The 24613-nt window shown below is 44.2% G+C and carries 24 protein-coding genes; 23 read left to right on the forward strand and 1 reads right to left on the reverse strand.

Annotated features, from left to right (window positions below):
• The first annotated feature begins 45 nt into the window (after window positions 1-45).
• Together recD2 and BLR06_RS14435 are read left to right on the forward strand one after the other, a co-directional pair.
• Window positions 46-2208: an SF1B family DNA helicase RecD2 gene (gene recD2, locus BLR06_RS14430; RefSeq protein WP_092074300.1), complete on the forward strand. Its 2163-nt coding sequence runs from the start codon at window positions 46-48 to the stop codon at window positions 2206-2208.
• A gap of 32 nt (window positions 2209-2240) precedes the next feature.
• Window positions 2241-2948: a ComF family protein gene (locus tag BLR06_RS14435; RefSeq protein ID WP_092074301.1), complete on the forward strand. Its 708-nt coding sequence runs from the start codon at window positions 2241-2243 to the stop codon at window positions 2946-2948.
• 54 nt (window positions 2949-3002) lie between these two features.
• On the opposite strand, the gene BLR06_RS14440 is transcribed toward BLR06_RS14435, so the two are convergent.
• Window positions 3003-3617 carry an HD-GYP domain-containing protein gene (locus tag BLR06_RS14440; RefSeq protein WP_218039595.1) on the reverse strand — a complete coding sequence of 205 codons (615 nt, stop codon included), beginning with the start codon at window positions 3615-3617 and terminating at the stop codon, window positions 3003-3005.
• A gap of 251 nt (window positions 3618-3868) precedes the next feature.
• Between BLR06_RS14440 and BLR06_RS14445 the strand changes: the two genes are divergently transcribed.
• From BLR06_RS14445 to BLR06_RS14545, 21 genes are all read left to right on the forward strand, one after another.
• On the forward strand, window positions 3869-4261 hold the full coding sequence (locus tag BLR06_RS14445; RefSeq protein ID WP_245698165.1) for a flagellar protein: 393 nt from the start codon (window positions 3869-3871) through the stop codon (window positions 4259-4261).
• Between the two features lie 155 nt (window positions 4262-4416).
• Window positions 4417-4725: a flagellar biosynthesis anti-sigma factor FlgM gene (gene flgM, locus BLR06_RS14450; RefSeq protein WP_092074304.1), complete on the forward strand. Its 309-nt coding sequence runs from the start codon at window positions 4417-4419 to the stop codon at window positions 4723-4725.
• Between the two features lie 5 nt (window positions 4726-4730).
• A complete protein-coding gene (locus BLR06_RS14455; RefSeq protein WP_092074305.1) occupies window positions 4731-5219 on the forward strand; it encodes a flagellar protein FlgN in 489 nt (162 codons plus the stop codon).
• A gap of 23 nt (window positions 5220-5242) precedes the next feature.
• Window positions 5243-7252, forward strand: coding sequence for a flagellar hook-associated protein FlgK (gene flgK, locus BLR06_RS14460; RefSeq protein WP_092074306.1), 2010 nt, complete (start codon window positions 5243-5245; stop codon window positions 7250-7252).
• A gap of 12 nt (window positions 7253-7264) precedes the next feature.
• Complete coding sequence (gene flgL, locus BLR06_RS14465; RefSeq protein ID WP_092074307.1) at window positions 7265-8176, forward strand: flagellar hook-associated protein FlgL; 912 nt, start codon at window positions 7265-7267, stop codon at window positions 8174-8176.
• 22 nt (window positions 8177-8198) lie between these two features.
• Window positions 8199-8759, forward strand: a complete 561-nt coding sequence (locus BLR06_RS14470) for a DUF6470 family protein (RefSeq protein ID WP_092074308.1) — start codon at window positions 8199-8201, stop codon at window positions 8757-8759.
• A 16-nt stretch (window positions 8760-8775) separates the two neighbouring features.
• Window positions 8776-9237, forward strand: a complete 462-nt coding sequence (gene fliW / locus BLR06_RS14475; RefSeq protein WP_092074309.1) for a flagellar assembly protein FliW — start codon at window positions 8776-8778, stop codon at window positions 9235-9237.
• Window positions 9238-9480: a carbon storage regulator CsrA gene (csrA, locus tag BLR06_RS14480; protein WP_092074310.1), complete on the forward strand. Its 243-nt coding sequence runs from the start codon at window positions 9238-9240 to the stop codon at window positions 9478-9480. It begins immediately after the preceding gene.
• Window positions 9481-9689: 209 nt separating this feature from the next.
• A complete protein-coding gene (locus BLR06_RS14485; protein WP_092074311.1) occupies window positions 9690-10091 on the forward strand; it encodes a flagellar protein FlaG in 402 nt (133 codons plus the stop codon).
• Between the two features lie 127 nt (window positions 10092-10218).
• Window positions 10219-10611: a flagellar export chaperone FliS gene (gene fliS / locus BLR06_RS14490; protein WP_092074312.1), complete on the forward strand. Its 393-nt coding sequence runs from the start codon at window positions 10219-10221 to the stop codon at window positions 10609-10611.
• Window positions 10612-10804: 193 nt separating this feature from the next.
• Complete coding sequence (locus BLR06_RS20265) at window positions 10805-12040, forward strand: flagellin N-terminal helical domain-containing protein (RefSeq protein WP_092074313.1); 1236 nt, start codon at window positions 10805-10807, stop codon at window positions 12038-12040.
• Window positions 12041-12156: 116 nt separating this feature from the next.
• Window positions 12157-12405 (forward strand): hypothetical protein, encoded by a 249-nt coding sequence (locus BLR06_RS14500; protein WP_092074314.1) that lies wholly within the window; start codon window positions 12157-12159, stop codon window positions 12403-12405.
• A 17-nt stretch (window positions 12406-12422) separates the two neighbouring features.
• Entirely contained in the window at window positions 12423-14285 is a 1863-nt protein-coding gene (locus tag BLR06_RS14505; RefSeq protein ID WP_092074315.1) for a motility associated factor glycosyltransferase family protein, read from the forward strand.
• A 41-nt stretch (window positions 14286-14326) separates the two neighbouring features.
• Window positions 14327-15310, forward strand: a complete 984-nt coding sequence (pseB, locus tag BLR06_RS14510; protein WP_092074316.1) for a UDP-N-acetylglucosamine 4,6-dehydratase (inverting) — start codon at window positions 14327-14329, stop codon at window positions 15308-15310.
• Window positions 15311-16474 (forward strand): UDP-4-amino-4,6-dideoxy-N-acetyl-beta-L-altrosamine transaminase, encoded by a 1164-nt coding sequence (gene pseC / locus BLR06_RS14515; RefSeq protein ID WP_092074317.1) that lies wholly within the window; start codon window positions 15311-15313, stop codon window positions 16472-16474.
• Window positions 16471-17199: a cytidylyltransferase domain-containing protein gene (locus tag BLR06_RS14520; protein WP_092074318.1), complete on the forward strand. Its 729-nt coding sequence runs from the start codon at window positions 16471-16473 to the stop codon at window positions 17197-17199. Before pseC ends, BLR06_RS14520 begins: the two co-directional genes overlap by 4 nt.
• A gap of 133 nt (window positions 17200-17332) precedes the next feature.
• Entirely contained in the window at window positions 17333-19000 is a 1668-nt protein-coding gene (locus BLR06_RS14525) for a hypothetical protein (protein WP_092074319.1), read from the forward strand.
• Window positions 19001-19039: 39 nt separating this feature from the next.
• Entirely contained in the window at window positions 19040-20761 is a 1722-nt protein-coding gene (locus tag BLR06_RS14530; protein WP_092074320.1) for a hypothetical protein, read from the forward strand.
• An 88-nt stretch (window positions 20762-20849) separates the two neighbouring features.
• Window positions 20850-21512 (forward strand): TylF/MycF/NovP-related O-methyltransferase, encoded by a 663-nt coding sequence (locus tag BLR06_RS14535; RefSeq protein ID WP_092074321.1) that lies wholly within the window; start codon window positions 20850-20852, stop codon window positions 21510-21512.
• A 36-nt stretch (window positions 21513-21548) separates the two neighbouring features.
• Window positions 21549-22847, forward strand: a complete 1299-nt coding sequence (locus tag BLR06_RS14540; protein ID WP_092074322.1) for an RraA family protein — start codon at window positions 21549-21551, stop codon at window positions 22845-22847.
• A 114-nt stretch (window positions 22848-22961) separates the two neighbouring features.
• The gene (locus tag BLR06_RS14545; RefSeq protein WP_092074323.1) at window positions 22962-24590 is read left to right on the forward strand and encodes a capsular polysaccharide export protein, LipB/KpsS family; all 1629 of its coding nucleotides are present in this window, start codon (window positions 22962-22964) and stop codon (window positions 24588-24590) included.
• Window positions 24591-24613 lie beyond the last annotated feature (23 nt).

Consider the following 24613-nt stretch of genomic DNA (forward strand, 5'->3'; position numbering starts at 1 on the left):
TAGAGCAGTATAGACACGGGCGTGCGTGATTAAAGGAGTAATTGAGTGGAGCATTTAGCGGGGATTGTTGAAAATATCGTGTTTCAAAATGCGGAGGGCAGTTTTGCTGTGTTTAAGCTCAAGCCCGGTGAGGACCGCAGCGCAGTAACAGTGGTGGCCGGCATGCCGGCGCCGCTGATTGGCGAGCAGCTGGAACTGAGCGGTGAATGGGTTGAGCATACGAAATTCGGTCAGCAGTTCAAGGCCACCGCCTGCAAGCGGATCGCGCCGACCAGTATAAAAGGCATTGAACGCTTTTTGGCTTCCGGGGCAATCAAAGGCATCGGTCCGGCGATGGCGGCCCGGCTGGTTAAGCATTTTGGCCTGGAAACGCTGGCGGTTATCGAGCATAAATCCCACCGGCTGGTGGAAATCGAGGGCATCGGCAGCAAAAAAGCGCAGACAATCCATGAGGCCTATGTTGAGCAGGCCGAAATCCGGGAGTTGATGCTGTTTTTAGAAACCAATGGCGTGTCAGGCGGTTACGCCGGTAAGATTTTTGCCCAATACGGCTCGTTTGCCATTGCGGTATTACAGGAAAACCCCTACCGGCTGGCGGAGGAAGTAACCGGTATTGGCTTTAGAACAGCCGATCAGATTGCCATGTCGCTGGGGTTGGAACGCAATCATCCCGACCGGCTGGCTGCCGGGGTTAATTTTGCCCTGCTGCAAATTGCGCAGGCCGGTCATTGTTGTGTTCCCGAAGAAGCGCTGGTCGAACAAACCGCTAAACTGCTCCTGACCGACCGGAATGAAGTAGCCGCCAGACTTAAAGCGCTGCTGAAAGAGGAAAAATTATGCGTAGAAGACCTTCATGGCATGACCCTGATTTATCCCCGTCACTTATATTATGCCGAGAAAAATGTAGCGCAGCGTCTGCTTAAGCTGAAGGATAAGGCCAAATTGGTACCGGACTGCGATTTTCCGGCTGCTGTCGCCGGATGGGAAAGCGCCGCTCAGCTGGTACTGGGGGAAAGTCAGCGGGAAGCAGTCATTTCAGCTCTGGCTCACGGGGTTTTGGTTTTAACCGGCGGGCCCGGCACAGGCAAGACTACGGTGGTCAAAGGAATGCTGGCGGTGCTGGAGGCGCAGGGCTTTCAGATATTGCTGGCCGCGCCGACCGGACGGGCGGCTAAACGGCTGACGGAAGCCACCGGCAAAGAGGCGGTCACCGTTCATCGCTTATTGGAATCCACCGGCGGCGGTGAGAGTGCGCCAAGATTTACCCGCAATGAAGATGAACCGCTGGATGCCGATGTTATTATTATTGATGAAGCGTCCATGATGGATATTTCACTGATGAACTATTTTCTGCGGGCTGTTCCGGATGGCTGCCGGGTAATTTTAGTGGGGGATATTGATCAATTGCCGGCTGTCGGTCCTGGTTCAGTCTTAAAAGACATTATCCGCTCATTAACCATTCCCCTGGTGCGTTTGACCGAAGTCTTCCGTCAGGCCGGCGAGAGCATGATTGTGCAGAATGCCCACCGGATTAACCGGGGAATGCTGCCGGACTACAGCGCCAGCGCTGATTTTCAGTTTCGGGAAATCGGCGACAGCGCAGCGGTGTCGAGGGCCATTGTAGCGCTTTGCCGGGACGGTTTGGCCGAAGAAGGCTTTGATGTGCGGCGGGAGGTACAGGTCCTGTCGCCGATGCACCGGCTGGACTGCGGGGTAGAGAACTTAAATAAACTGCTGCAGGAGGCGCTGAATCCGGCCAGTGAGGACAAACCCGGCCTGAGTGGTCCGGGCAATAGCTTCCGCCTGGGCGATAAGGTGATGCAAATGCGCAACAACTATGAAAAGAATGTATTTAATGGCGATATTGGCTTTATTGTTGAACTCGAGCCAGGCAAACTCAGGGTCGGGTACCCTGACAATGCCGTATGGTATGAAAAAAATGACCTGGACGAACTGCATCTGGCCTATGCCATGAGTGTCCACAAAAGTCAGGGCAGCGAGTATCCGGTCATTGTCATGCCGCTCATCCCCGGTCATCATGTCATGCTGCAGCGCAATTTATTATATACGGCTGTGACCAGAGCCAAAGAGCGGGTGATACTTTTGGGCAGCAAGGCGGCCTTACATACCGCCGTAGCCAATGACCGGACCAAGCGGCGTTACTCGCTGCTGGCGGAAAGGCTGCGCGGCGAAGGCCTGGGCTGCTAGTAGGGTAGGGGCTAATAGGAGGGAGGAAGACAATGCTGGATTGGTTGTGGTCAACGCTTCTGGACTGTTTGTATCCGCCCAAATGCCCGGTTTGCCGGACCGGCGTTGCGCGGCATGGCGCCTGGTGTTCGCCGTGTGCGGGGCAGGTGCTGGCGGTCCGGGAAATAAATGTTGTTCAGCACCGGCTGCGTTATCTTGATTCCTGTCTCGTTCTTTGCGAATACCGGGGCGCGGTCAAAAAAATCCTGTATGATATCAAATTTAACGGCAGTTTGAAATATGCCCGGCATCTGGCCTGGCTGTTGGACTGTTACGCCGATCCCGTCAGGCTGGGCCGGATTGACCGGGTGATTCCGGTGCCGTTGCACAGCAACCGCCGGAAAGAACGCGGCTACAATCAGACGGAACAGATCTACCGGAACTGGGTGCGGGAAAACGGCTGGAACTGGTCGGCGGCTGCGTTAAGCCGCAGTAAGTCTACTGCGCCGTTGTGGGGCTTGCCGCTTCAGGAACGGCGCAGGGCGGTTAAAACAGCATTTCAGGTCAGCGATGACCAAGCCGTCTCCGGCGCCGCCGTTTTGCTGGTTGACGATATTTTTACCAGCGGCGCAACCATGGAGGAATGCGCCAAAACCCTAAAGCAGGCTGGGGCTTGCTGCGTCAGGGGGCTGGCCATTGCCGGCGGGACAGGCGATCATTTACCGCAGCAGTGCTTCCGGGATAAAACGCAGAGCGATTAAGCGAAACAGACCCGCTGCACACCGGCAGCGGGTCTGTTTCGCTTAATTAATGTATTAAATATCTTCCGGTTCAGCGCCCAGCGCTTCAATAAAAGCCCGGACAACCTCGGGGTCAAAGGCCATGCCGGAGAGACTTAAGAGCTCCTTTACGGCCTCGCAGTTGGTCTTTTGCCAATTTTGCGTACAGGGATTGATAAAACGGTCATAGTGATTGACAACGGCGATAATTCTGGCGCCCAGCGGGATATTTACGCCTTTCAGGCGCTTGGGGTAACCGGTGCCGTCCCAGCGTTCATGATGATAGCGGATGTAGGGGATCAATTCCTGGCAGGACGCCATATTTTCCAACATGTAACTGCCGGCATTGCAGTGATTTTTAAAGATACTCTTCTCGCGGGTCGATAAGTACGGCAGCTTCATCAAAATTGCCGTAGGAACCGTGACCTGACCGAGGTCATGCAACAAAGCGGCAACACGAATACGCTCTATTTCCTCACGCGGCAGACGCATTTTAGCTGCAACACTCACAGCGTAATTAGCTACTTGCTGACTGTGTAAATAAAGTTTGGCGCTTTTCAGTTTAATCAGTTGTAGTAAATTGGCGATGATTTCATTTGTTTCCTCAGTTCCGCCAGCATACGTTTCAGGGTCTTGCATTAGAGTTAGCATAAACACGAAAAACTGCCTTTCGTAATATATAGTGCGGTATAGTTAATTTAGGCAAAAACAGACATAATCCTGCCGGTATAGTGAAAAATGTTTTAGCTAATTTAGAGAATATTCGCAGTTGATGTCTTTTAAATTCGAACCAATGCCGCTATAATAGACATATAGTGAGTAAGATTATTTACGGTTATTTCAATCGATCTATTGTGTGGTATCTGGCGCCGAAAATATGGTGCTCGGACTGAGGAGGTAGGATGATGGGACTTGCCAATTGCCCGGAATGTGGAAAGCTTTATGTTGAGAACACCAGCGGACTTTGTCCCGCCTGTTATGAAGTGGAAGAATATGAAGAATTGAAAATAGTTGAATTCCTGCGGGAGCAGGGCAAGGCATCAATTGAAGAAATATGTAAAGCCACCGGCGTCAGGGAAAAAACCATTTTACGAATGATGAAACGGGGCCGGTTTAAAGGTACCTTCGATATTACCTATCCTTGCGAAAGCTGCGGCGCAAACATCAGTGAAGGCCGCTTATGCCCGGCCTGCAGCAAGAATATCACCGATCAGGTAAAAGAAAGCAATGAACGGCGGCAGGAGCAGGACCGGGATGGTGTGCGAATTTATACCAAAAGTTTTTTCAAAAAATAGCAAGATAATATTCCGGTAGGCGTGCGAGTGAGAATAATGGCGAAAAAGCAACTATGATAGCCAAAATAGCTTGAGAAACCGAATGGCGGGGATTAATGTCCCCGCCTTTTTTACCGATACTACTGACGAGGAAATCCCAAAGGTGGGTGTCGAGAATGATTATTTCAGGGAAACAAATTCAAAATGTATTGAAAGTATATAGTGACAATCATCAGGTGAAAAAAACGAAACCGGACAAGGCCGGCCAGGCGCAGGGCAAGGACGAAGTGGTATTGTCCTCTCAGGCGCAGGAGTTTGCGCAAATTCTGCAGGATATCAAAAATCTGCCGGACGTCCGCGAGGAAAAAGTGAAGGAAATTACCGAACGCATCGCTTCAGGCAATTATCGGGTTGAGGCCGGGGTTGTCGCCGAGAAAATGATTGGCCGGATTATAGCGGATAAAATGCAGCAGGAAGGGACGTAAAAGGCATGTGGGAACAATTGGTTGGCGTGTTAGCCAATATGTTGACATTGTATCAGGAGCTTTTGGCTATCAGCAAACAGAAGAATGCCGTTTTGGTTAAAGCCAGAACGCAGGAACTGGAAACGCTTACCAAACAGGAGGAACTGTTGATTATCCGGATCGGCAAGCTGGATCATGCCCGGGAGAAGCTGCTGCAGGAAATTACCGCAGCCAACCGCCTGCCGGGTGAAGCTTTGCCAATGTCCCGGCTGGTCGCTCTCGCTGAAGCAGATATCGCTGAGCAGCTTAACGAACTTTGGCGGAAGCTTAGCAGTATCACCGCCGAGCTGGCCAAGGTGAATGAAGTGAATACAAAACTGATAGACCAGGCTTTATTTTTTATCAATTATAACATTAACTTACTGACGCAGAGCGCCACCAGTCCCACCTATGCGGCTCAGGGGCAGCAGGGTCAGGCGGCGCCGGCCCGAAAAGTAATAGACCGTAAAGTTTAGAAGACGAATAATGGAGTGGTGATATGAGATCGACTTTCGCCGGATTAAATACTGTAGTGCGTGGCTTGTATGCCCAGCAGGTCGGGCTGGATACGGTCGGCCATAATATTTCCAATGCGACCACGGACGGTTATTCGCGTCAGCTGGTCAGTTTGGCGGCAACCAAGCCGGAGTCGGTGTACGGCGGTTCAGCTATGTTTGAAATCGGCAGCGGCGTTGATGTGACGGCCATAAAACGCGCCCGGGATACCTTTTTGGATCAGCAGTACTGGAAAGAAAACTCTTCGCTGGGCTATGGCGAAACAATGGAGACCACTTTGGGGAAAATTGAAGGCGTATTTGCCGAACCAACCGAAAATGGCATCCAGAGTGTGCTGGATAAATTCTGGAGTTCCTGGCAGACGCTGGCTACCAACGCTTCGGACAATGCCTCCCGGACCGCAGTCCGGGAACGCGGCGTGGAGCTTGTGGACGCCATCCAGCATTCGGCGCAGCAATTGAAGGATATGGTGACCGATGTCAATACAGTGCTGAATTTAAAGCTGGACAGCCTTAACCAGATGACCTCGGAAATTCTCAGTCTCAATAAACAAATTATGAGCGTTGAGGCCGGCGGTCTGAGCAACGCCAATGACTTGCGGGACCGGCGCGACTATTTGGTGGATCAGATCGCCAAAATGGCCGGCATCAATGTATCGGAAGATAAAGCCGGCAACTACACCGTTCAGTTGAACGGGATAACCCTGGTTGATGGTTACAGCACTACGCAGCTTACGACCAAATCGTCAATTGATCCGGACTACGGTTATGAGGTTCGCAACATTGTGGTTGCGGGCAGCAACCAGCCGGTTACCGTCACCAACGGTGAATTGAAAGGTCTGGTGGATTCCCGGGATTCGGCGGAGAAAGGCGCTAAAAAATATCTGAACGAACTCGCCAATATCAGCAAGTTTTTGTTGCAGGAATTTAACGCGGTGCATCGCTCCGGGCTGGGCACCGATAACAGCACCGGAACCAATTTCTTTGGCGAGGGCGGGACAAATCCCGACTATCAGGCATCTGCGATGACCAATGGCGACTGGATCAAGCAACTGGCCGTGAACACGGATCTGTTTGCCACTGACGGGCTGGCGAAAATCGCCGCCAAGACCAGTGCGGACAGCGTGGCTGTGATTTCGAACGGAACAGCCAGCGTTACCACTACCGGCACTTATACCGGAACTGCCGATACCACCAGCATTACCGTCACCATGACGGCCAGCGGATTTGACTGGTCCTATGTGGACAGCTCCGGCAATACGCAGACCGGCAGCAGTACCGCCGGCCCGGCTGGCTCAATCACCGGCGTCGAAGGACTGACTGTTGCAGTGGATTTTACCGGCAGCATGGCCGGCGCCAAGTATACTTTCGCTGTTTCTAAAGATAATAAGGTCAGCGATATTTCCAAGGTTATTCCGGCGGTGCCGGCTACGGTTACGACTACCGGCAGCTACACCGGCGGGGCAACGCCAACCCCTGTTGCCGTCAGTGTCGCCGGTGGAAATATTACCTATTCCTATGACGACGACGGCACGCCTGTTTCGGTCACGGTAGCGTCGTCGCCGCCGCCGGAAATTAATGTAAAAGGGCTGACGGTTACGCTGGACTTTTCCTCCTGCCCGGACGGCGATTATACGCTCTCCCTGTCGCAAGGCAATAACGCCAGCGGCGACAATGCCGTTAAGCTGGGCAATCGGCTGAAAGTCGACACCAGCGCTTCGCTGGGCAATGCCTCTTTGGATACGTATTACTCATCGATGATCGGCGCGCTGGGGATTCAAAAACAGAATACCAGCCGGCTGGCTGACAATCAGCAGGCTCTGATCGACCAGGTTAATAACTCCCGGGAAAATGTTAAGGGCGTTAATCTGGATGAGGAAATGACCAATATGATTCGTTTCCAGCAAGGCTATAATTCAGCCGCCAGGGTAATTACCGTGATTGATGAAATGCTGGATAAGCTAATCAACGGCACCGGCGTGGTGGGAAGGTAGGTTATTGAACAGATGAGAATATCGAACAGCATTATCACCTATAACTTTTTATCAAGTTTAAATAAATCGATGGAACGGAAAAACGCAATCCAGGAACAATTGTCTGATGGCAAGGCCATCCACCGGCCCTCGGATAACCCCATTAAAGCGGTGCGCAGCCTGCTGTATAATTCCAATCTGGGTCAAAATCAGCAGTTTACGCAAAACCTTAAGGACGCCCAGTCCTGGATGAATACGACCGACAGTGCGATGTCGGACTTAAGCTCGATTATGATTGACATTAAGGAGCTTGTACTCGGGGCCAGCAACGGCACCAATCCGTCGGACGTGGTGCAGACGGCGGGCAAATCGCTGGATAATCTCATTAACCAAATTGTTTCCCTGGGCAACACCAAGCTGGGCGACCGCTACGTTTTCTCCGGGCAGAATGATAAGACCCAGCCCTTTGAGCGCAATGGCGATGTTATTACCTACAGCGGCGATGCCAGCAAGATCTCCATGCCGGTGCAGCAGGGGCTGGCAGCGCCCACGCGGGACAGCGTCAATTTAACCGGGGTTGACGTATTTGGGGAAAACGGGACGGCAATGCTGGACCGTCTGATCCAAATCAAACAGCATTTGGATTCCGGGACGCCGGAGGATCAGAAATGGTTATCTGAGACCGGTTTAGCCTACATTGATCAGGATCATGCCAGTATTTTACAGCAGCATACGGAAATGGGCACCAGGATGGCGGCTTATGAGATGACCCTCAACATGATGGAGGATCAGAGCGTAGTCATTACCGAGGATATTGCCAATACGGAGGATTTGGATATTCCCCGGGCGATCATTGATTTCCAGAACAATGACGCCATTTATAAAGCGGCCTTGTCGGTCGGCTCCAAGATTATGCCGCTGTCCCTGGTGGATTTCCTGCGGTAGCTGGTGATGGGAGGCTGGATTTGTGCTCAAACTGAATATAGCGCAGCAATACGCCAAGCTGGCGCTTGCTATTACCGAGCCGGCGGTCAATCTTGACGTCAAACCGCCGCAGATTCAGCTGGCGACTGAACCGGCGATTGTGGAGATCCGGCAGGAACAAGGCCGGCTGTCCATTGACGGCGAGGCTTTCCGGCAATCGCTTGGCTACCGGACCAGCGGCGCTTTGTCCAAGGAGCTTGCCCGGCAGGGCAAGCAGCGGGCCGACGAAACCATTGCCAAGTATGTGGCTGAAGGCAACCGGCTGGGCCGGATAGAGAGCGGCGAAAATGCCGTAGCCAATATGGCGGCTGAAGCGCTGCTCGAACAAGCGCCGCAGGTTGTCCTGAAAACAATGGCCGCGCCCGAATTTTATTATCAGCCGGCCAAAGTGGAGTTCAGCGCCCGGCGGGGCCAGGTAAATCTGGCTGTGGAGCGCGGTTCGGTTGAAGTCGATTTGCAGCGCGGACAAGTGACCGGACGGCTGTCCCAGTATCCGAATGTGCGCTTTTGGACTACGGAAGGCAAATATGATATATCGGTTTAAAGAAAGAGGTTCTAACATGATCGTAGCATCAACCCGGCTGGGGCGGCAATGGGAAGTGGCTGAGACGGATATTATTCATTTCCCGCAAGGGTTGCCCGGTTTCGCCGATGAAAAGAAATTTATCCTGCTGCCAGGGGAACCTGACAGCCCCTTTGTTTTTTTGCAGTCAGTCGCCGAGCCGGACCTGACGTTTATTGTGGTAGATCCCTTTGCTTTTTTTAAGGATTATGAGTTTTCCCTGGATGACCGGATTGTGGCCGAGCTGAAGCTTTCCGACAAGAACCTGCCGCAAATCTTTAATATTGTTACAATTCCGGACAAGGCCGAACTGATGACGGCCAATCTTTTGGCTCCCGTTATTATCAATCCCGTTCAGCGGGTAGGACAGCAAATCGTTTTGGAAAAGGTTGACTATACTACCCGGCACCGTCTGTTTCCCAACGGCTTTCCCCAGGCGGAAACCAAAGGAGGCAGATAAATGCTGGCTCTAACGCGTAAAATTGGCGAACGGATTGTAATGAACGACCATATTGTCGTTACTATTGTTGACATAAAAGGGGACAGTGTTCGGCTGGCGATTGAGGCGCCGCAGACGGTGAAGATTTTCCGCGGCGAACTGTATGATTCCATTATTGCCGAAAATAAACAGGCTGCGGCCGGACCTCATTCCGGCAATCTCGATATTCTGAAAGGTTTGGGCTTGCCAAAGCAGCGTGAGTAAATAAAACTGCCTCCGTACGCATGGTGTACAGGGGCAGTTTTATTTGCCTATTGTTCTCTTTTTGAAGGCTGTACAGAAATATTCGGCTTTCAGACTCATTGAAGCTTTCCTGTGTCATCAAGGAGAATTGAAAAAATTTGATTTTCCGCTAAAGTTTCCGGCTGGTTATTACGATAAATTAATAAAGATTGTAACGAGAGGTGTATACCATGTCAATTAGCGCTAGCGTTAACCTGATTTCCAACGGCATACAGCCAGCCGCCGCTGCCAATGCGCAGGTCGGCGGGAGCACCGGCAACGGCAACGTTCAGCCCGAAACCATACAGGCTGTGGCTGCGGAAAACCGGACCAACTATTCCCCGACTGACAAATCGCTGAAAAAACTTACTGAGGAGGAAATGGATAGTCTGACCCAAAAAATGACCAAATTGATGGAACTGATCAACAGCGACATTCATTTCCAGCTGCACGAAGAGACCGACCGCATAATGGTCCAGGTGATTGACACCAGGGACGGCACAGTGCTCAAGGAATTTCCTCCTCATGAACTGTTGGACACTTTGGGGAAAATCAAGGAATATGTTGGCATTTTATTGGATAAAAAGGCTTAACCGGCGTAATTTAAAACATTATTTACAGATGCAGTATTTATCCTGCATACATAGTATGTTAAAATGAATTATCCACTTAATACGACATTAAATGGCGATTCTGGTAAAACCCGGGAGGAATAAAGTGATGAATGCCGCCAATACAGCGAATACCTATAAAACGCAGCAAATTATGACCGCTTCGCCGGAGGAGCTTACCCTTATGCTCTATAACGGGGCGCTTAAATTTGTCGCGGAAAGCATGTTGGCCCTGGAACAGCAAGACTATGAAAAATCCCATAATGCCAACCTGCGGGCCCAGGCGATTGTCCGCGAATTTGCGGCGACTCTGGATATGAAGTTTGAACTGGCGTCAAACTGGCTGGATTTATATGAATATATTGAGTACTGCCTCATTCAGGGCAATCTGAAAAAAGATCCGGCAAAACTGGCTGAGGCCAAGGAAATGCTGCAGGAATTCCGCGATACCTGGTATCAGGTCATCAAGCAGACCCGGCAGCAAAAGGCAGCTGCCAGATAAAATAGCTTAGGCACAAAACTTGTAAAAAAACCGAAAAATATGCAAAAAAATGCTTAAGCTTTTGCTGGAACCTAACGATATTATAAATGAGTCAAAAACAGGGACAGCCTACTGAACCGGCCGGAAGTAAGCGTCCCTGGGCAAAATATCCGGGCATGGATGCCCGGACTTAACATCAAGGAGGAATAGAATCATGATTATTAACCACAATATCACAGCGTTGAACACGTATCGCCAATTAACCACTAACAACAACACCGCTTCCAAATCCCTGGAGAAATTATCCTCAGGTCTGCGCATCAACCGTGCTGGTGACGATGCCGCTGGCTTGGCCATCTCCGAAAAAATGCGCGGCCAGATCCGCGGCCTGGACAAAGCTACCACCAATGCCCAGGACAGCATTTCGCTGATCCAAACCGCTGAAGGTGCATTGAACGAAACCCACAGCATTCTGCAACGTATGCGTGAGCTTGCTGTTCAGTCTTCCAATGACACCAACACTGATTCAGACCGTAAAGCTCTGAATGACGAAGTAACCCAGCTGAAAAAAGAAATTGACCGTATTGCTAATACCACCGAGTTTAATACTAAAAAATTATTGGAAGGCTCAAATAGTGGTATCCAGGATGAAGTGAACGGTACTGTTCGCATTAATAATAACAGTTCGTATAATTTTGCAGCTGCAGATACTGATAAAATTTCGGCTTCTAGTACACTTTCCGGTGCTTACATCATTACTCGTACGACTAAAACCGATTCTTCCGGTACTGAAGATGCGTTCAAAATTATTGGGCCGAATGGTTCCTCTACTACTGTTACTACAACTGCTGGAGCAGGAAGCGTGACTCTTAACAATGGTGTAACAGTTGCTGTAAGTGCTGATAAGGTTACTTTTACCAATAATGGTCAAGATTTTGAATTTGACATTACTGATGCCAATGGTGATGCTGCTACTGAAGGATTGAATGGTTTAGGTGTTGGCGATGGAGTTACTTTTGTATTTAGCGAGCACAAAGATGCCACTGCAGACTTGAATAGCTCTTTACTTACTCAAATTGGTGCCAATGCCGGACAAACTGCTTACATTTCAATTGCTGACATGCGTTCCTCGGCAATCGGTGTTGGCGATGTCAGCATTGAAACAAGTGAAAAAGCACAGGTTGCTGTTGAAACCATCAACAGTGCAATTGAAAAAGTATCTTCACAACGCAGTTCGCTTGGTGCTGTACAAAACCGTTTAGAACATACCATTAACAACCTGGGTACATCTTCTGAAAACCTGAGCGCCGCCGAATCCCGCATTCGCGATGTCGACATGGCCAAGGAAATGATGAACTTCACCAAGACCAGCATTCTGCAACAGGCTGCTACCGCTATGCTGGCTCAGGCAAATCAACAACCTCAGGGCGTTCTGCAATTACTGCAATAATTGCCTTGAAGACAAATTTACTATATGCTTTACGGAAAGGATTGGATCCATGGATCCAATCCTTTCTAATATACTTTTAGGATGAAGCTGACTTGAATTTTATGGAGTGAGCAATTTTGGATATTTTATTAACTAACATTGAAGAACTTCAAAACGCTATTTTTGCCTATGAGCAAGAACAGTTTACCAATCAATTTGTAAAACTGACTGATTTGTTGATTGCCGGGATGCAGGGGTTATCCATTCAGGATCAGGCGATATTGAATCCGGTACTAAATGCCGTTCTTACCAGCTATGAACAGAGAGATTACTTATTACTTGCCGATTTATTGGAATATGAATTGAAGCCGCTTTTGACGGTTTAAGACAGGAGCGTCAGTTGATGAAGTATTATAAAAAAAACCTGCAAGTTATCAAGCAGGGAAGTGGGGCGCTCTATAAAACGGTTACCGCTTCTCTGCCACTGTACCGAGCGAATACACAATATATTGCTGAAGCGGATAATTTACTTGTTAAGACAACTTCAGGACAGTGCTATTTGCACAGCCTGTATAATAAAGATCGTGAGCTTAAAAACTTATTTTCTAAACTGGCGGATGATACAAAAATTATTATTTTGTTCGGTTTGGGGCTGGGGCATTCCTTAGCCTTTCTAGCCAGTCAGTTTCAGGAACTGGAACACCTTATTGTGATAGAACCAAATCTTGATGCCTTCAAACATTTTTTGATGCAAAATGACCTTCCAAAAGTCGGTGGAAAGTTTAAAAGGATATCGTTTATTGTCAATCAGAGTGACGAGTCAACTGCTACAATGCTGGAAGGATTGCTAGGCGACGAGCTATACCGGCAGCCGGCTTTGATTGCGCCTGTTTCTTATCGGACTTTATACGCTGATTATTTCCGGGACGTACAGCGAGGCTTAACCAGAGTGGTCAGAAGAATGCTGATCAATTTATCTACCCAGCGTTACTCCCTGGAGAAATGGCTGACCAACTCCTGGCGAAATTATTGGCAGGAAAGTCTGCGGCTGGAAGATATTGCCCCGCATATTACTTCGCTGCCTGTCATCATTGTATCAGCCGGGCCGTCACTGAATAAAAACATTCATTTATTGAAGGAAGCGAAAAACAAGGCAATGGTTATCGCAGTAGGCAGTGCCATTTCTATTCTGGATAATTATGGAATTATACCGCATCTGCGCATGGCTTTTGACGGAAATAGAGAGAATGAACTGGTATTTAACGGTGTTGATACTATGAAGTGTCCTTTGTTATATTGTGATGCTTTGTATCATGAAATTTTGCCCAATTATCACGGCCCTAAAATTAAAATGACGCTGATGAATGACTTTTTAACCAGATATCTGGATAAGTTGCAGCAGAGAAAAACCTTTTTGCTGAACAATGGCTTTTCCATTGCCAATGTGGCGTTTGATTTGGCTTGTAAATTGAATTCTTCTCATATTATTTTAATGGGACAGGACTTGTGCTATACCGATGATAAAATGCATGCTGACGGCAGCTGGTCGGATGGCTTTATCCAGGGGAAAGAGGGAATGATCAGGGCTGAGGATATCTATCAGCGTCCGGTGATGACTTCACAAGAATATCTGGGAATGAAGAATGTATTTGAGGATTTGATACGGGCGTATCGAATGAAATGTATTAATTCGTCTGAAGGCGGTCTGGCCATCCTGGGGAGTGTCAATAAGCCCTTGCGTCAGGTGCTTGATGAAGAGTTAGCTAAGAAAATTGACATTACGGGTATAGTTGAGCAGGCAATCGTTCGGGCGGAAAAGAAACGAAAAGATACTGTCGACAAACTAACGGAATTAATGGCGAAGGTGGAGTGTGATCTGCAGGAAGTGAATCTGATTTACCAAGAGCGGCTGACACTTTTACGGGAAGTACGGCAGCTCGAGGCGGAGAATGAAGGGGTTGAATCTATACTGGCATTGTTAAAAGAGATTCAGTCCGGGGCAAATCAATTGCAGTCCATTGCCTATTATCAGGAAGTGATATTGCCGTTTATGCAGTATATTTTGCAGGCTATTCATGGCAGTTTTGCTTATAATGGCTCCGATAAAACTAAGCAAGCGGATGCATTAAGCCGTACTTACGGCGGTGAAACGGCTGAAGTACAGCGGTTGCTGCGATTAAGTGAAAAGTTACTTGAGGAAGCCAAAATGGCGCATACCGATCAAGAGGCTTTATTTACGGAATATTGTCTGGGATTGCTTGTTTAAATACAGTTAACATTTTTGCTGACAGAGATGGAGTGAAGATCTTGTTTAATCAGAAAACGATATTGATTACCGGTGGTACAGGCTCGTTTGGGCGGGATTGCGTTAAGGCATTGCTGGATCGGTATAAACCCAAAAAAGTAATTATTTTTTCCCGGGATGAATTAAAACAGTACGAGATGGCACAGCAGTTCGGCTCACCGGTGATGCGTTATTTTATTGGCGATGTCCGTGATGTACAGCGATTGATTCAGGCTTTTAACGGTGTAGATTATGTCATCCACGCTGCTGCACTTAAACAGGTGCCGGTTGCTGAATATAATCCGATGGAGTGCGTTAAAACCAACATTAACGGTGCGGAAAATGTTATTCGGGCAGCTTTGGACACCGGGGTGAAAAGAGTAATAGCGCTTTCTACCGATAAGGCGGCTAATCCGGTGAATCTGTATGGAGCCACCAAACTGGTGTCAGATAAATTGTTTGTGGCAGCGAATAATATTGCCGGTGGACATGCCACGCGTTTTGCGGTGGTTCGTTATGGCAATGTACTAGGGTCGCGCGGCTCAGTGGTACCGTTTTTTAGAAAGCTGGTTGCCGAGGGAGCACATACTTTGCCGATTACCGATGCTACAATGACCCGTTTCTGGATCACTCTTTCTCAAGGGGTGGAATTTGTATTGAAGGCATTTCAGCGGATGCAGGGCGGTGAGGTTTTTGTGCCCAAAATTCCATCAAGCAAAATTATTGATTTGGCTAAAGCCGTTGCCCCGGGACTATCACAGACCATTATTGGCATCCGTCCAGGCGAGAAATTGCATGAAACCATGTGTCCGGCTGACGACAGTCACTTGACCTGGGAATTTGATGATCACTATGTCATTCAGCCAGCCATTACATTTGTTGAGCCAGTTAGTTATGCAGTAAATAAGCTGGGTGAAAAAGGCAACAAGGTGGAGAAGGGATTTGAATATAATTCCGGAACCAATCCTAACTTGTTGACAGTGGAAGAAATCCGGGAGATGATTTAAATGGCTTTTATTCCTTATGCCAGGCAATGTGTGGATAAAGATGATATTCAGGCAGTGGTTGATATTTTACAGTCCGACTGGCTGACACAGGGACCGGCGGTTGAGCGGTTTGAGCAGGCGGTTGCCGAATATTGCGGTGTTGAGCATGCTGTGGCAGTGAATAGTGCTACTGCTGCTTTGCATATAGCTTGCTTGGCCGCTGGACTGGGAGACGGGGATAGTTTATGGACTTCGCCCAATACCTTTGTCGCTTCAGCCAACTGCGGACTATATTGTGGGTCTAAAGTGGATTTTGTTGATATTGACCCTTTAACTTATAATTTAAGTCCGAAAGAGTTGGAGCAGAAATTAAGTAATGGACAGGCCGCCAGGGATTTACCTAAGGTCGTTATCCCGGTCCATTTTGCCGGGGACTCCTGTGATATGGCGGCAATTCACAGTTTGGCGCGACAATATCATTTTACCGTTATCGAAGATGCTTCCCATGCTATTGGCGGGAGGTATAAGGATAAAGCGATTGGCTGTTGCGCCTATTCGGATATGACTGTTTTTAGTTTCCACCCGGTCAAAATCGTAACTACAGGTGAAGGCGGAATGGTAGTTACAAACCGGCGGGATTTATACGAGAAACTCTTGCTGCTGCGCAGCCATGGCGTTACGCGGGATGAGTCGCAAATGACTATGTCCGGTCAGGGTCCGTGGTATTACGAGCAGATTGATTTAGGATTTAATTATCGTATCACCGATATCCAGGCCGCACTGGGCTGGAGCCAATTGAAAAAGATCGACGAGTTTGTTGCGCGGCGTCAGACAATTGCAGGGCACTATGACGAGGGATTGGCTGGGATGCCGCTAACCTTTCAACAGAGAAGGTCTGACATTTATTCTGCGTTTCACCTCTATGTTATTCGGCTGAAATCCGGTGAAATAAAAAAATCCCACCGGCAGGTATTTGAGGAATTACGGCAGGCCGGTATTGGCGTTAATCTCCATTATATCCCAGTCCATTTACAGCCCTACTATCAGCAAAGGGGGTTCTGCGCGGGAGATTTTCCGCAGGCTGAACAGTATTATCGTGAGGCGATCAGCCTGCCTATGTATTACTTATTAAGTGAAGAAGATCAAAAGTATGTAATTAACACAATAAGACAGGTGTTAGCATGAATATAGTGATCATTGTTCAGGCTAGAATGACCTCAACCCGATTACCCGGTAAAGTGCTGAAAAAAGTTTTGGGAAAACCGTTATTGGAGTATCAGCTAGAACGACTTAGTCGTGTTGAAAATGCAGACGGGATTGTAATTGCCACAACCACTAACCATACAGACGATCCGGTTGTGGAACTTTGCCAGAGATTACAAATCCCTTTTTGGCGGGGGGCGGAAGAAGATGTTCTTGCGCGGTATTATGAAGCGGCCAATTATTTCAGAGCGGATGTTGTTGTCCGGGTAACGGCGGACTGTCCCGTGATTGATCCGGCGATAGTAAGAAAAGCGATCGCCTGCTATATGGAAAACAAACAGTGTTATGATTATGTCCGGCTGGAAAACTATCCAAGGGGATTAGATACGGAAGTGTTCCCGGCATCTGTTTTGGCGGATTGTTATCATGAGGCAAGTGCACAGCCTGACAGGGAGCATGTAACGCCATTTATTTACCGGCACCCAGAAAGGTATCGCGTAAAGAAACTTTATTGTAAACAAGACTATAGCCATCATCGCTGGACGGTCGACACGCCGGAGGATTTTGAGCTTATCCGCCGGATTATTGCTGAACTCTATTCGGTTAAGCCTGAGTTTGGCCTTGCTGATATGTTGGCAGTGATAGCGGAGCATCCTTATTGGTGCGAAATTAATAAAGCTGTTCAGCAGAAGACATATGGACAATAAAGGCGAGGCTGAAAACCATAACAATGCTTGGTGTGGAAATCACAATAATTTAACTTAAGATTTTATATAGTTATGTCGATATATATAATGTCTTAGTTTTCCTTTAAGAACTGAGTATAAAAGGAGATGCCCTGTGACTCAAGCCGTTCTTTTACATACAATACAGGATGCGGAGCATTATCTAGAGAGTGGTTTGTTCGAAAATGCCCAGCTATTTTCCGCAAATATCCATGTGGTATTTTATTTAAAACATCAACATGGCCGCGAGTGCCATGATCTTTGTTCCTATATTACTCCTCAGGAAGTGGCGCAAGTTCAGGAAGTATCCATTCGGCGAAATGGTCGGTTGCTACAGGAATTGGATCAGAGGTTAGCACCTGAGATTAACCGGCAGCTGAGGCTTTTTATTTGTTATTTTGAACCGTTGTACAGTTTTACCGGAGCTCGTCAACTGGTTCTTTATGTGTTGTTAGAATTGATGTTGCAGCGAATGATGCTATCGTGGAATTTGGATATGCTTGTAGCTTATGAAGGCCGGTTGGGATTTCTTCAGAGTTCTATCAGTGAATTTTTGCGGCAAGCATTTCCGGATCTCCATTTTATTATGTTGCGTTATGATTTTCCCAAGGGTGGGGAAAAAACCACTATTCATGGTGGATCGCTGGAGCAAATTTCTGATTTTTTAATGTCAGGCTATAATACTTTTAACGAATTCCAAATCCGTAGCATTAACCAAGAGGTACATTATGACCGAAATATTTTAGTATTTGGACCAATGAAACAAATGCACTGTATTGACCAATCAAATGAGAAGGCGATTGTTCATGTGTTTCAGCCGCAACCTAAAGAAGTAAAAACATTATTTGATTATCGGATTGCTCGGGAAAATTTACCTAAATATAGTGATTTAAGCACAGTGGGTAATGAAGATAAAGAGAATCAACAACGGCTTGCTTTCCTATATGAAGTGATTAGCAGGCATTTTTGCCATCATTTTATTCAGGAATTGCAGGTTTTTTCACTTTATCGAAAATTACACGAAGATAATATGCCGTTCTCTCAGGTCTTATGGGAAAATCCTCCATATACAGGCGCGGGAGCCTTGTTAGTTGAATATTTTCTAAAAGCAACTTCCGCAGAGGTGTGCGGCATTCAATCCAATGTCACTGCTTTATTAGGGAAAATACCGGCGCCTTACGCACCTGTCAGTATTTATAATCGCTGTAATCGCTTTATTACTAACGACAGAACACTTGAAGGCACTGTTAAACTGCAAAAGGCAAAGATAAGTCACTGCAAGTTGCCGCAAATAACAGTTATGGATAAATTAAGAACGAAGAACAAGTTCTTAAAAAAAAGAACAGTGGTAGATATTGCGTTATATTTAACGCCGACAATAAATTTTTTGAAGACAGGCAGAATATCGTTTGAGGTACGTTGCCAGGTAGAGTTGTTACACCTTTTAGAGTCTCTGACCGATAAAAGTATCCATGTGATTACTCATACGAATGCTACCCAAGAAATTTGTGCTGTAGTATCTTTGCTGAAGAATGTGCAAAACATTGTATGGATAAAAGCATGTTCCTTAAAAGACTATTTAACCAAGTATGAACCGCAAGTCATTTTATCGGGTGCGTTATGTCCGGAATTTGAATTGGAAGAATGGATCGATGACAATTGCCAAGTGATTGTTATGGGAGACAGAGACAGCATTCCAATCTATAGAGAAGAAGTGCAGTGGCAGAGTATGGTGATTTATGCCAATACTGTTGACGAGGTCAAGACATTGTCCGGCATATGAAGTAATAAGAGAGTGTTTGCGGTAGAAAGGAAGAACATTATGGCGAAAGCGGTCATTTTACATACCATTGATGATGTGAAGCATTGCGTGAGACATCAATTGCATAAGGATGCAAAGCTATTTTCGGCCAATGTGCATGTGGTTTATTATTTACGATATCATTTCGAAGTGAAGTGTGAAGATTTATGTTCTTATATGGATACTCAAGATTATCTGGGAATAGAAATGGCCGCATTTAAAGCAAGCGGTTTATTGTTAGATAAATTAGATCAAAAAATAACTCCGATATTGAATGAACATTTGGATCTTGCTGTGAGGTATTTTAACCCCCTCTATTCTTTCACGGGCGGTCGGCAATTATCCCTTTATATGATACTAAAACACTGTTTAAGCCTTATGTTGGAGCAAAATTGCTTTGAAACAATTTTAGTGTATGAAGGGGCTTTAGGGCCGCTAAAGGCTGACTTGAAAGCGTTTCTAATTAGAATATTTCCTGATAATAAGTTTTACATAATTAATTATAAAAAATCTAGTGAAATGCCGACTGGAGTTGTGATTAGCAATAATGACATACGTGCTTTAGGCAGACAATTGCAGAAAAATGCCGACAATGTACTCAATAATCCAACCTTAATTCAACGAGGAACGACAACTAAGAATGTATTGGTGTTTGAACCGGCGGACAAGTTAATAAAATTTCTAAAAGATAAAAATGTCTATTATCTCGAGTTGAATAAGACTAAGGATGCTTTATGTGAGTATTGGATTAATCAAGATATATTCTCAATCGACGATAATTGGCCAAATGCAACTTTTTTTCAGCAAGACCAAGGTGATTTGTTGCTTTTTTTGTATGAGACACTTAGGATTGATTTTAGCAAAAATATTGCACAATACTTACCGCTATTATATCAGTGTAAAAACTTCCATATCCAAAATTTTATAAATAATGTTTACTGGTCAACTCCTTTTGTCAATGGTGTTGGCGCTTTGCTGTTTGAGTTTTTTATAACTAACGGATTTACTCGAGTTATTGGTGTGCAAGCTCAAAGTACATTTTTTGCTGGACAGTTGTTAGGTGCTTATTTTGCAGTGACAGTGTTTAATCGCTGCCATTGCTATGTCACGCAGGGAGCCACCCAAGCAGATATGAAGATTCTGGGGCTGGATGAAGTGGGAAATAACACTGTCGTTTCTCCTAATGTTGAAGTAACAAAGCAATTCGAATCAATGTCTCTTTATGATAATAGAGTGGTAGTAGATATAGCTCTTTTTTTAAGAACAACAAAATCGTTTCTGCAAGTAGGTTATATATCTGCCTGCGTTAAAGTACAGGAAAGACTATTAGAATATTTAAAAGACAAAATGGATATACAAATCCATATTGTTACAGATGAACAGCCGAGTTTTGAAAACTTCGCCATGCTAACAATGTTAAAAAAACAAAAAAATATTACCTTAATCAAGGAAGGAGGAGTAAACAATTATCTAAAGAAATACGCTCCTAAACTGTTTTTTATGGATTCGCATTTGGCGCTTACTAATGATATGCTATGGAAAGATACAGTACTGATTTTATTAAAAGATCCTTTAAATGTATTTTACGGAAGAGCACTTGAAGCACTGCACAAAAGCATTTATTTTGCTGGAAATTATCATGAATTAGAATGCTTGCTGCAGCTTTATTTTGAGGGTAAGTTAGATAAAAAACAAGATTCAACCTACTTACTTCAGTTTGCCAAGCACCAAAATGTAGAATAGCAACAGATGAGTCTGTTGCTATTCTGAAAATGATTGCCATGTAAGATTTTTTCGCGAAAGTTATAGTTCTTTTAAAAGGATGGGAAATATGATACAATTGCCGAATTTTTCGAATCCGTATGAATATGAAAACAATTTTTATTTTACCTGTGATAGTTCAAGGTTAGGAAAAATTTTTGCCCACTATGAATTGTTTAAGAAAGTCTTGGATGTTCCTGGCGAGATAGTGGAGTTTGGCGTATTTAAAGGCGCGTCATTTTTGCGGTTGGCTATGATACGAGAATTATTAGGTGCAAAGTTTTCAAAAAAAATAATTGGATTCGACACATTTGGGGAATTTCCTGAAACAAATTATCAAGAAGATGTGCTATTTAGAAAAAAATTTCTGGAAAACGCAGGTACTCAAAGTATTTCCAAAGAGCAATTGGAAGAGATTCTACAAAAAAAAGAGATTCTTCGTTCTATAGAATTGATTCAAGGCAATATTTTACATACCTTGCCTAATTATATAATGAATAATCCTCACTTTAAGATTTCATTTTTGAATTTAGATACCGATATATACGAGCCAGCAATATGCGTATTAGAAAATTGTTGGAATAGAATAGTTCGTGGAGGCGTACTGGTTTTGGATGATTATTGTTTTTTTGCAGGAGAGAATAAAGCAGTAGATGACTTTTTTGAGGATAAAGATGTGCAGATAAAATGTTTTGCTTTTGCAAAATCTCCAAGTTATATTATAAAAAAATAATAGTGAGATTGAAAAATGTGCTGGAGGAAATTTTTTATGAAAGTTGTAGCTTTTTTACCTGCGAAGGGCTCAAGTGAGCGTGTTGAAAATAAAAATACGAAACTTTTAGATGGGAAGCCTTTATTTTTGCATACACTAGAAAAACTTATGCATTGTGATTTTATTGATGAAGTTTATTTAGATTCCGAGTCAGAAGAAATCTTTGCTTTAGCCTCTAATGTCAATGCTAAGTTTTTGCGACGAGATAGAACTTTGGCATCAAATAAGACAGATGGTCATCAATTGTTTCATAATGAAGCGAAGAAAGTTAGTGCGGATATTTACATTCAAATACTTTGTACTAGCCCGTTTATTAAAATTGAAACAATTAAAAAAGGGGTTGAAGTTTTAAAGAATTCTTCAAATTATGATTCAGTTGTGTTAATGAGAAAAGAAAAACAATATCTCTGGAGTAATGGTCAGCCGTTATATGATAAGGATCATATCCCCAATAGCATCGATTTACCTGATAGTATAATTGAAACAATGGGTTTATATATTGTCCGTAAAGAAATTGCCTTATCAAAAAAAATGAGATTTGGCGACAATGTTTTCTTCTTAGAGGCCGATGCGACAGAAGCAATTGATGTAAATTATCCTGATGATTTTATTTTGGCAAGTTTTATAGCGGCAGGAATGCGTGAAAAGGAAAGACAACTTTTTAAAAACTTAAATAGTCTGCTGACGAGTAGCATACTTTCAGATATTTTAGATGATTTAGGCATGCCAGATAATATTACTAGTAAATTAAGCCTTAACTTACCCAATAAAAAGATTTTGGGAAGAGCAAAGACTTTAAAGTTAAGAAGGTTAGAAGAAAATGAAGATTATCAAGGGATTTACAGGGCATTGGATTCTTACGCAACCATTATCCCTAATGATATAATTGTGGTAGAAAATGAATGCTCTGAATTTGCTTATTTCGGAGAATTGAATGCAAACCTGGCAATAAGGGCAGGTGCTGTTGCAGCAATAATAGATGGGAAAACACGTGATACTAAAGGAGTCAGCGATTTGGATTTTCCTGTTTTTGCAAAACAGACAACTTGTAAAGATGTAAGGAAAAGAGCAACGGTAGAAAGTATAAATAAAAAAATTTCTTTATGTGGAATTGAGGTTACACCTGGAGATTTAATTTTTGGTGATAACGACGGGATCGTAGTAATCCCTTCTAAATATGAAACTTTAATCATAAATAAAGCATTGGAAACGCTTAATAAAGAAAAAAATGTGTTATTGCATATCACAACGGGTTATAGCACTGATAATATTTTAAAGAATACGGGAGGGTTTTAACTGAATATTTTATTTTATGTTGAACCTTTAATTGAGAAAAATGAACCTTATTTTAAAGAGGGATGGGTCACGGGAGTTTGTCATAATTTAATTAATACATTAAGACAATCAAATTTGAATTGCAATTATGCTATTGTATTAAATGAAGCTTTAGCGCAGCGTTATTATGATGATAATGTTCCTTTTTTTGTTCTTACACAATCTGAATTATTGGCACCTTTTCCCCATGGCTATTTAGAAGCGTCAATTGCTTGGTATAACAAAACATATACAGCAGAGCAAATGTGTTATTATATGTCGCTTATGGCGAAAAAAATGGAAAGTTTTATTCCAGATGTGATTATAACATTTACACCAGTTCCTTTTTTTAAAAAAATATTTCCGAATGCTTTAGTATTACATCATGAATATAGCATTTATTCTAGATTACCGTTTCCGCAATGTTGGTTTTTAGATCCGGTTGGAGTTTTGGAAAATTCTTTTATTAATCATTTTCAAGAAGAAATAAAACAGATTTTTTTAGACGATTATCAAATGGATATGTTAAATCAGTTTAAAGCTAAATGCAATAATATTTTGGTTGAAAATAATCCATTTATAAAAATCATAGAAAGCTATAAACAAAGGTATAAGTATTTAATTTTGTTGCCGTTACAATTTTCGTCTTATTATGCTTTTGATGCATTAATCAGCAAGAGTCAGTATGAGTACTTAACTTATGTTCTTGAGGCGATACCTAGCGACATCGGTGTAGTTGTAACTAAACATCCCGAATACTCTTTAATCAGTGATTCTGCTTTTAGCTTCTTAAAAACAAAATATGCTAATTTATTATATTCACAAGAATTTGACCAGGTATATGCTTCATCCCAGTATTTTTTGCCTTTTATTGATATGGTTGTAACCGTATCTTCTTCAGTGGGACTGCAAACCTTGCTATTTGATAATAAATTAATTACTTTGGGTAAAAATTGTTTTAGCTACATATCAGATGGTCAAAATTTAAAAGATATACATGAAATTTTGGAAAAAGAAAATGAAGATAAAAGTAAATATTTGTATTATTTTTTAACTAGATATTCAATCCCTATGGATTATATTTACAATCCTGGCTGGCTTTCCAACTTTCTAAAATATTCTGTAGAATACTTTAGAAAAAAACATAAAATTGATTTCGACTTTTATCAAAAAATTAGTTGTAGTACAGAAATTTTTAAGTATTTAAGTTTAAGGTTAGAGGAGAACCGACAATTTATTCCGCAGGTTTTTGAAAAGCGCAGTACCCAAAAAAGTGAACAACAAAATACTTCGCTTTATTGGAAAAATGGTGCTAATTATGAACAGGTTTTGATAGAGCTAACTCGTATGCATGAACAAATTAGAAGTCTCAAACAACAATTAGAAATTCAAAGTGAATTTATAAAGGAATATCTGCAAAATAAGCTAAAAGATAAAAAAGTGGTCTTTTTTGGTTCGGGAACCGCTGCCGAGCGAATTATTAAACAAACTTTGATTTCAGCGGCGTACTTTGTGGACAACGATAGCCAAAAATGGGGGCAGGTCTTGGGAGAAAGAAATATTTGTTCTCCCCAGGAACTTTTAATTGAAAATAAAGATAAGATAGCTATTATTGTAGCCAGTCAGTACTATAAATCCATTAGCTACCAGCTTAGGCAAATGGGCTTCAAGGAGAATATCCACTATTGGAGCGGGTATGACATCTTCCTGCGCCATCTTGAATAGTTCTTAACTCTATGTTATAAAAT

This window comes from Dendrosporobacter quercicolus (genome assembly GCF_900104455.1).
GTDB classification, from domain to species: Bacteria; Bacillota; Negativicutes; order DSM-1736; family Dendrosporobacteraceae; genus Dendrosporobacter; species Dendrosporobacter quercicolus.

Bases quoted from the DNA above. Each gene is read 5' to 3' on its own strand.
- flgK (WP_092074306.1), top strand. From the start codon at position 5,243: ATGAGATCGACTTTCGCCGGATTAAATACTGTAGTGCGTGGCTTGTAT.
- pseC (WP_092074317.1), top strand. From the start codon at position 15,311: ATGGCTTTTATTCCTTATGCCAGGCAATGTGTGGATAAAGATGATATT.
- BLR06_RS20265 (WP_092074313.1), top strand. From the start codon at position 10,805: ATGATTATTAACCACAATATCACAGCGTTGAACACGTATCGCCAATTA.
- fliW (WP_092074309.1), top strand. From the start codon at position 8,776: ATGATCGTAGCATCAACCCGGCTGGGGCGGCAATGGGAAGTGGCTGAG.
- BLR06_RS14530 (WP_092074320.1), top strand. From the start codon at position 19,040: ATGGCGAAAGCGGTCATTTTACATACCATTGATGATGTGAAGCATTGC.
- BLR06_RS14485 (WP_092074311.1), top strand. From the start codon at position 9,690: ATGTCAATTAGCGCTAGCGTTAACCTGATTTCCAACGGCATACAGCCA.
- BLR06_RS14540 (WP_092074322.1), top strand. From the start codon at position 21,549: ATGAAAGTTGTAGCTTTTTTACCTGCGAAGGGCTCAAGTGAGCGTGTT.
- BLR06_RS14535 (WP_092074321.1), top strand. From the start codon at position 20,850: ATGATACAATTGCCGAATTTTTCGAATCCGTATGAATATGAAAACAAT.
- flgL (WP_092074307.1), top strand. From the start codon at position 7,265: ATGAGAATATCGAACAGCATTATCACCTATAACTTTTTATCAAGTTTA.
- flgM (WP_092074304.1), top strand. From the start codon at position 4,417: ATGATTATTTCAGGGAAACAAATTCAAAATGTATTGAAAGTATATAGT.
- BLR06_RS14445 (WP_245698165.1), top strand. From the start codon at position 3,869: ATGATGGGACTTGCCAATTGCCCGGAATGTGGAAAGCTTTATGTTGAG.
- BLR06_RS14435 (WP_092074301.1), top strand. From the start codon at position 2,241: ATGCTGGATTGGTTGTGGTCAACGCTTCTGGACTGTTTGTATCCGCCC.
- BLR06_RS14505 (WP_092074315.1), top strand. From the start codon at position 12,423: ATGAAGTATTATAAAAAAAACCTGCAAGTTATCAAGCAGGGAAGTGGG.
- fliS (WP_092074312.1), top strand. From the start codon at position 10,219: ATGAATGCCGCCAATACAGCGAATACCTATAAAACGCAGCAAATTATG.
- BLR06_RS14520 (WP_092074318.1), top strand. From the start codon at position 16,471: ATGAATATAGTGATCATTGTTCAGGCTAGAATGACCTCAACCCGATTA.
- BLR06_RS14455 (WP_092074305.1), top strand. From the start codon at position 4,731: ATGTGGGAACAATTGGTTGGCGTGTTAGCCAATATGTTGACATTGTAT.
- BLR06_RS14440 (WP_218039595.1), bottom strand. From the start codon at position 3,617: ATGCTAACTCTAATGCAAGACCCTGAAACGTATGCTGGCGGAACTGAG.
- csrA (WP_092074310.1), top strand. From the start codon at position 9,238: ATGCTGGCTCTAACGCGTAAAATTGGCGAACGGATTGTAATGAACGAC.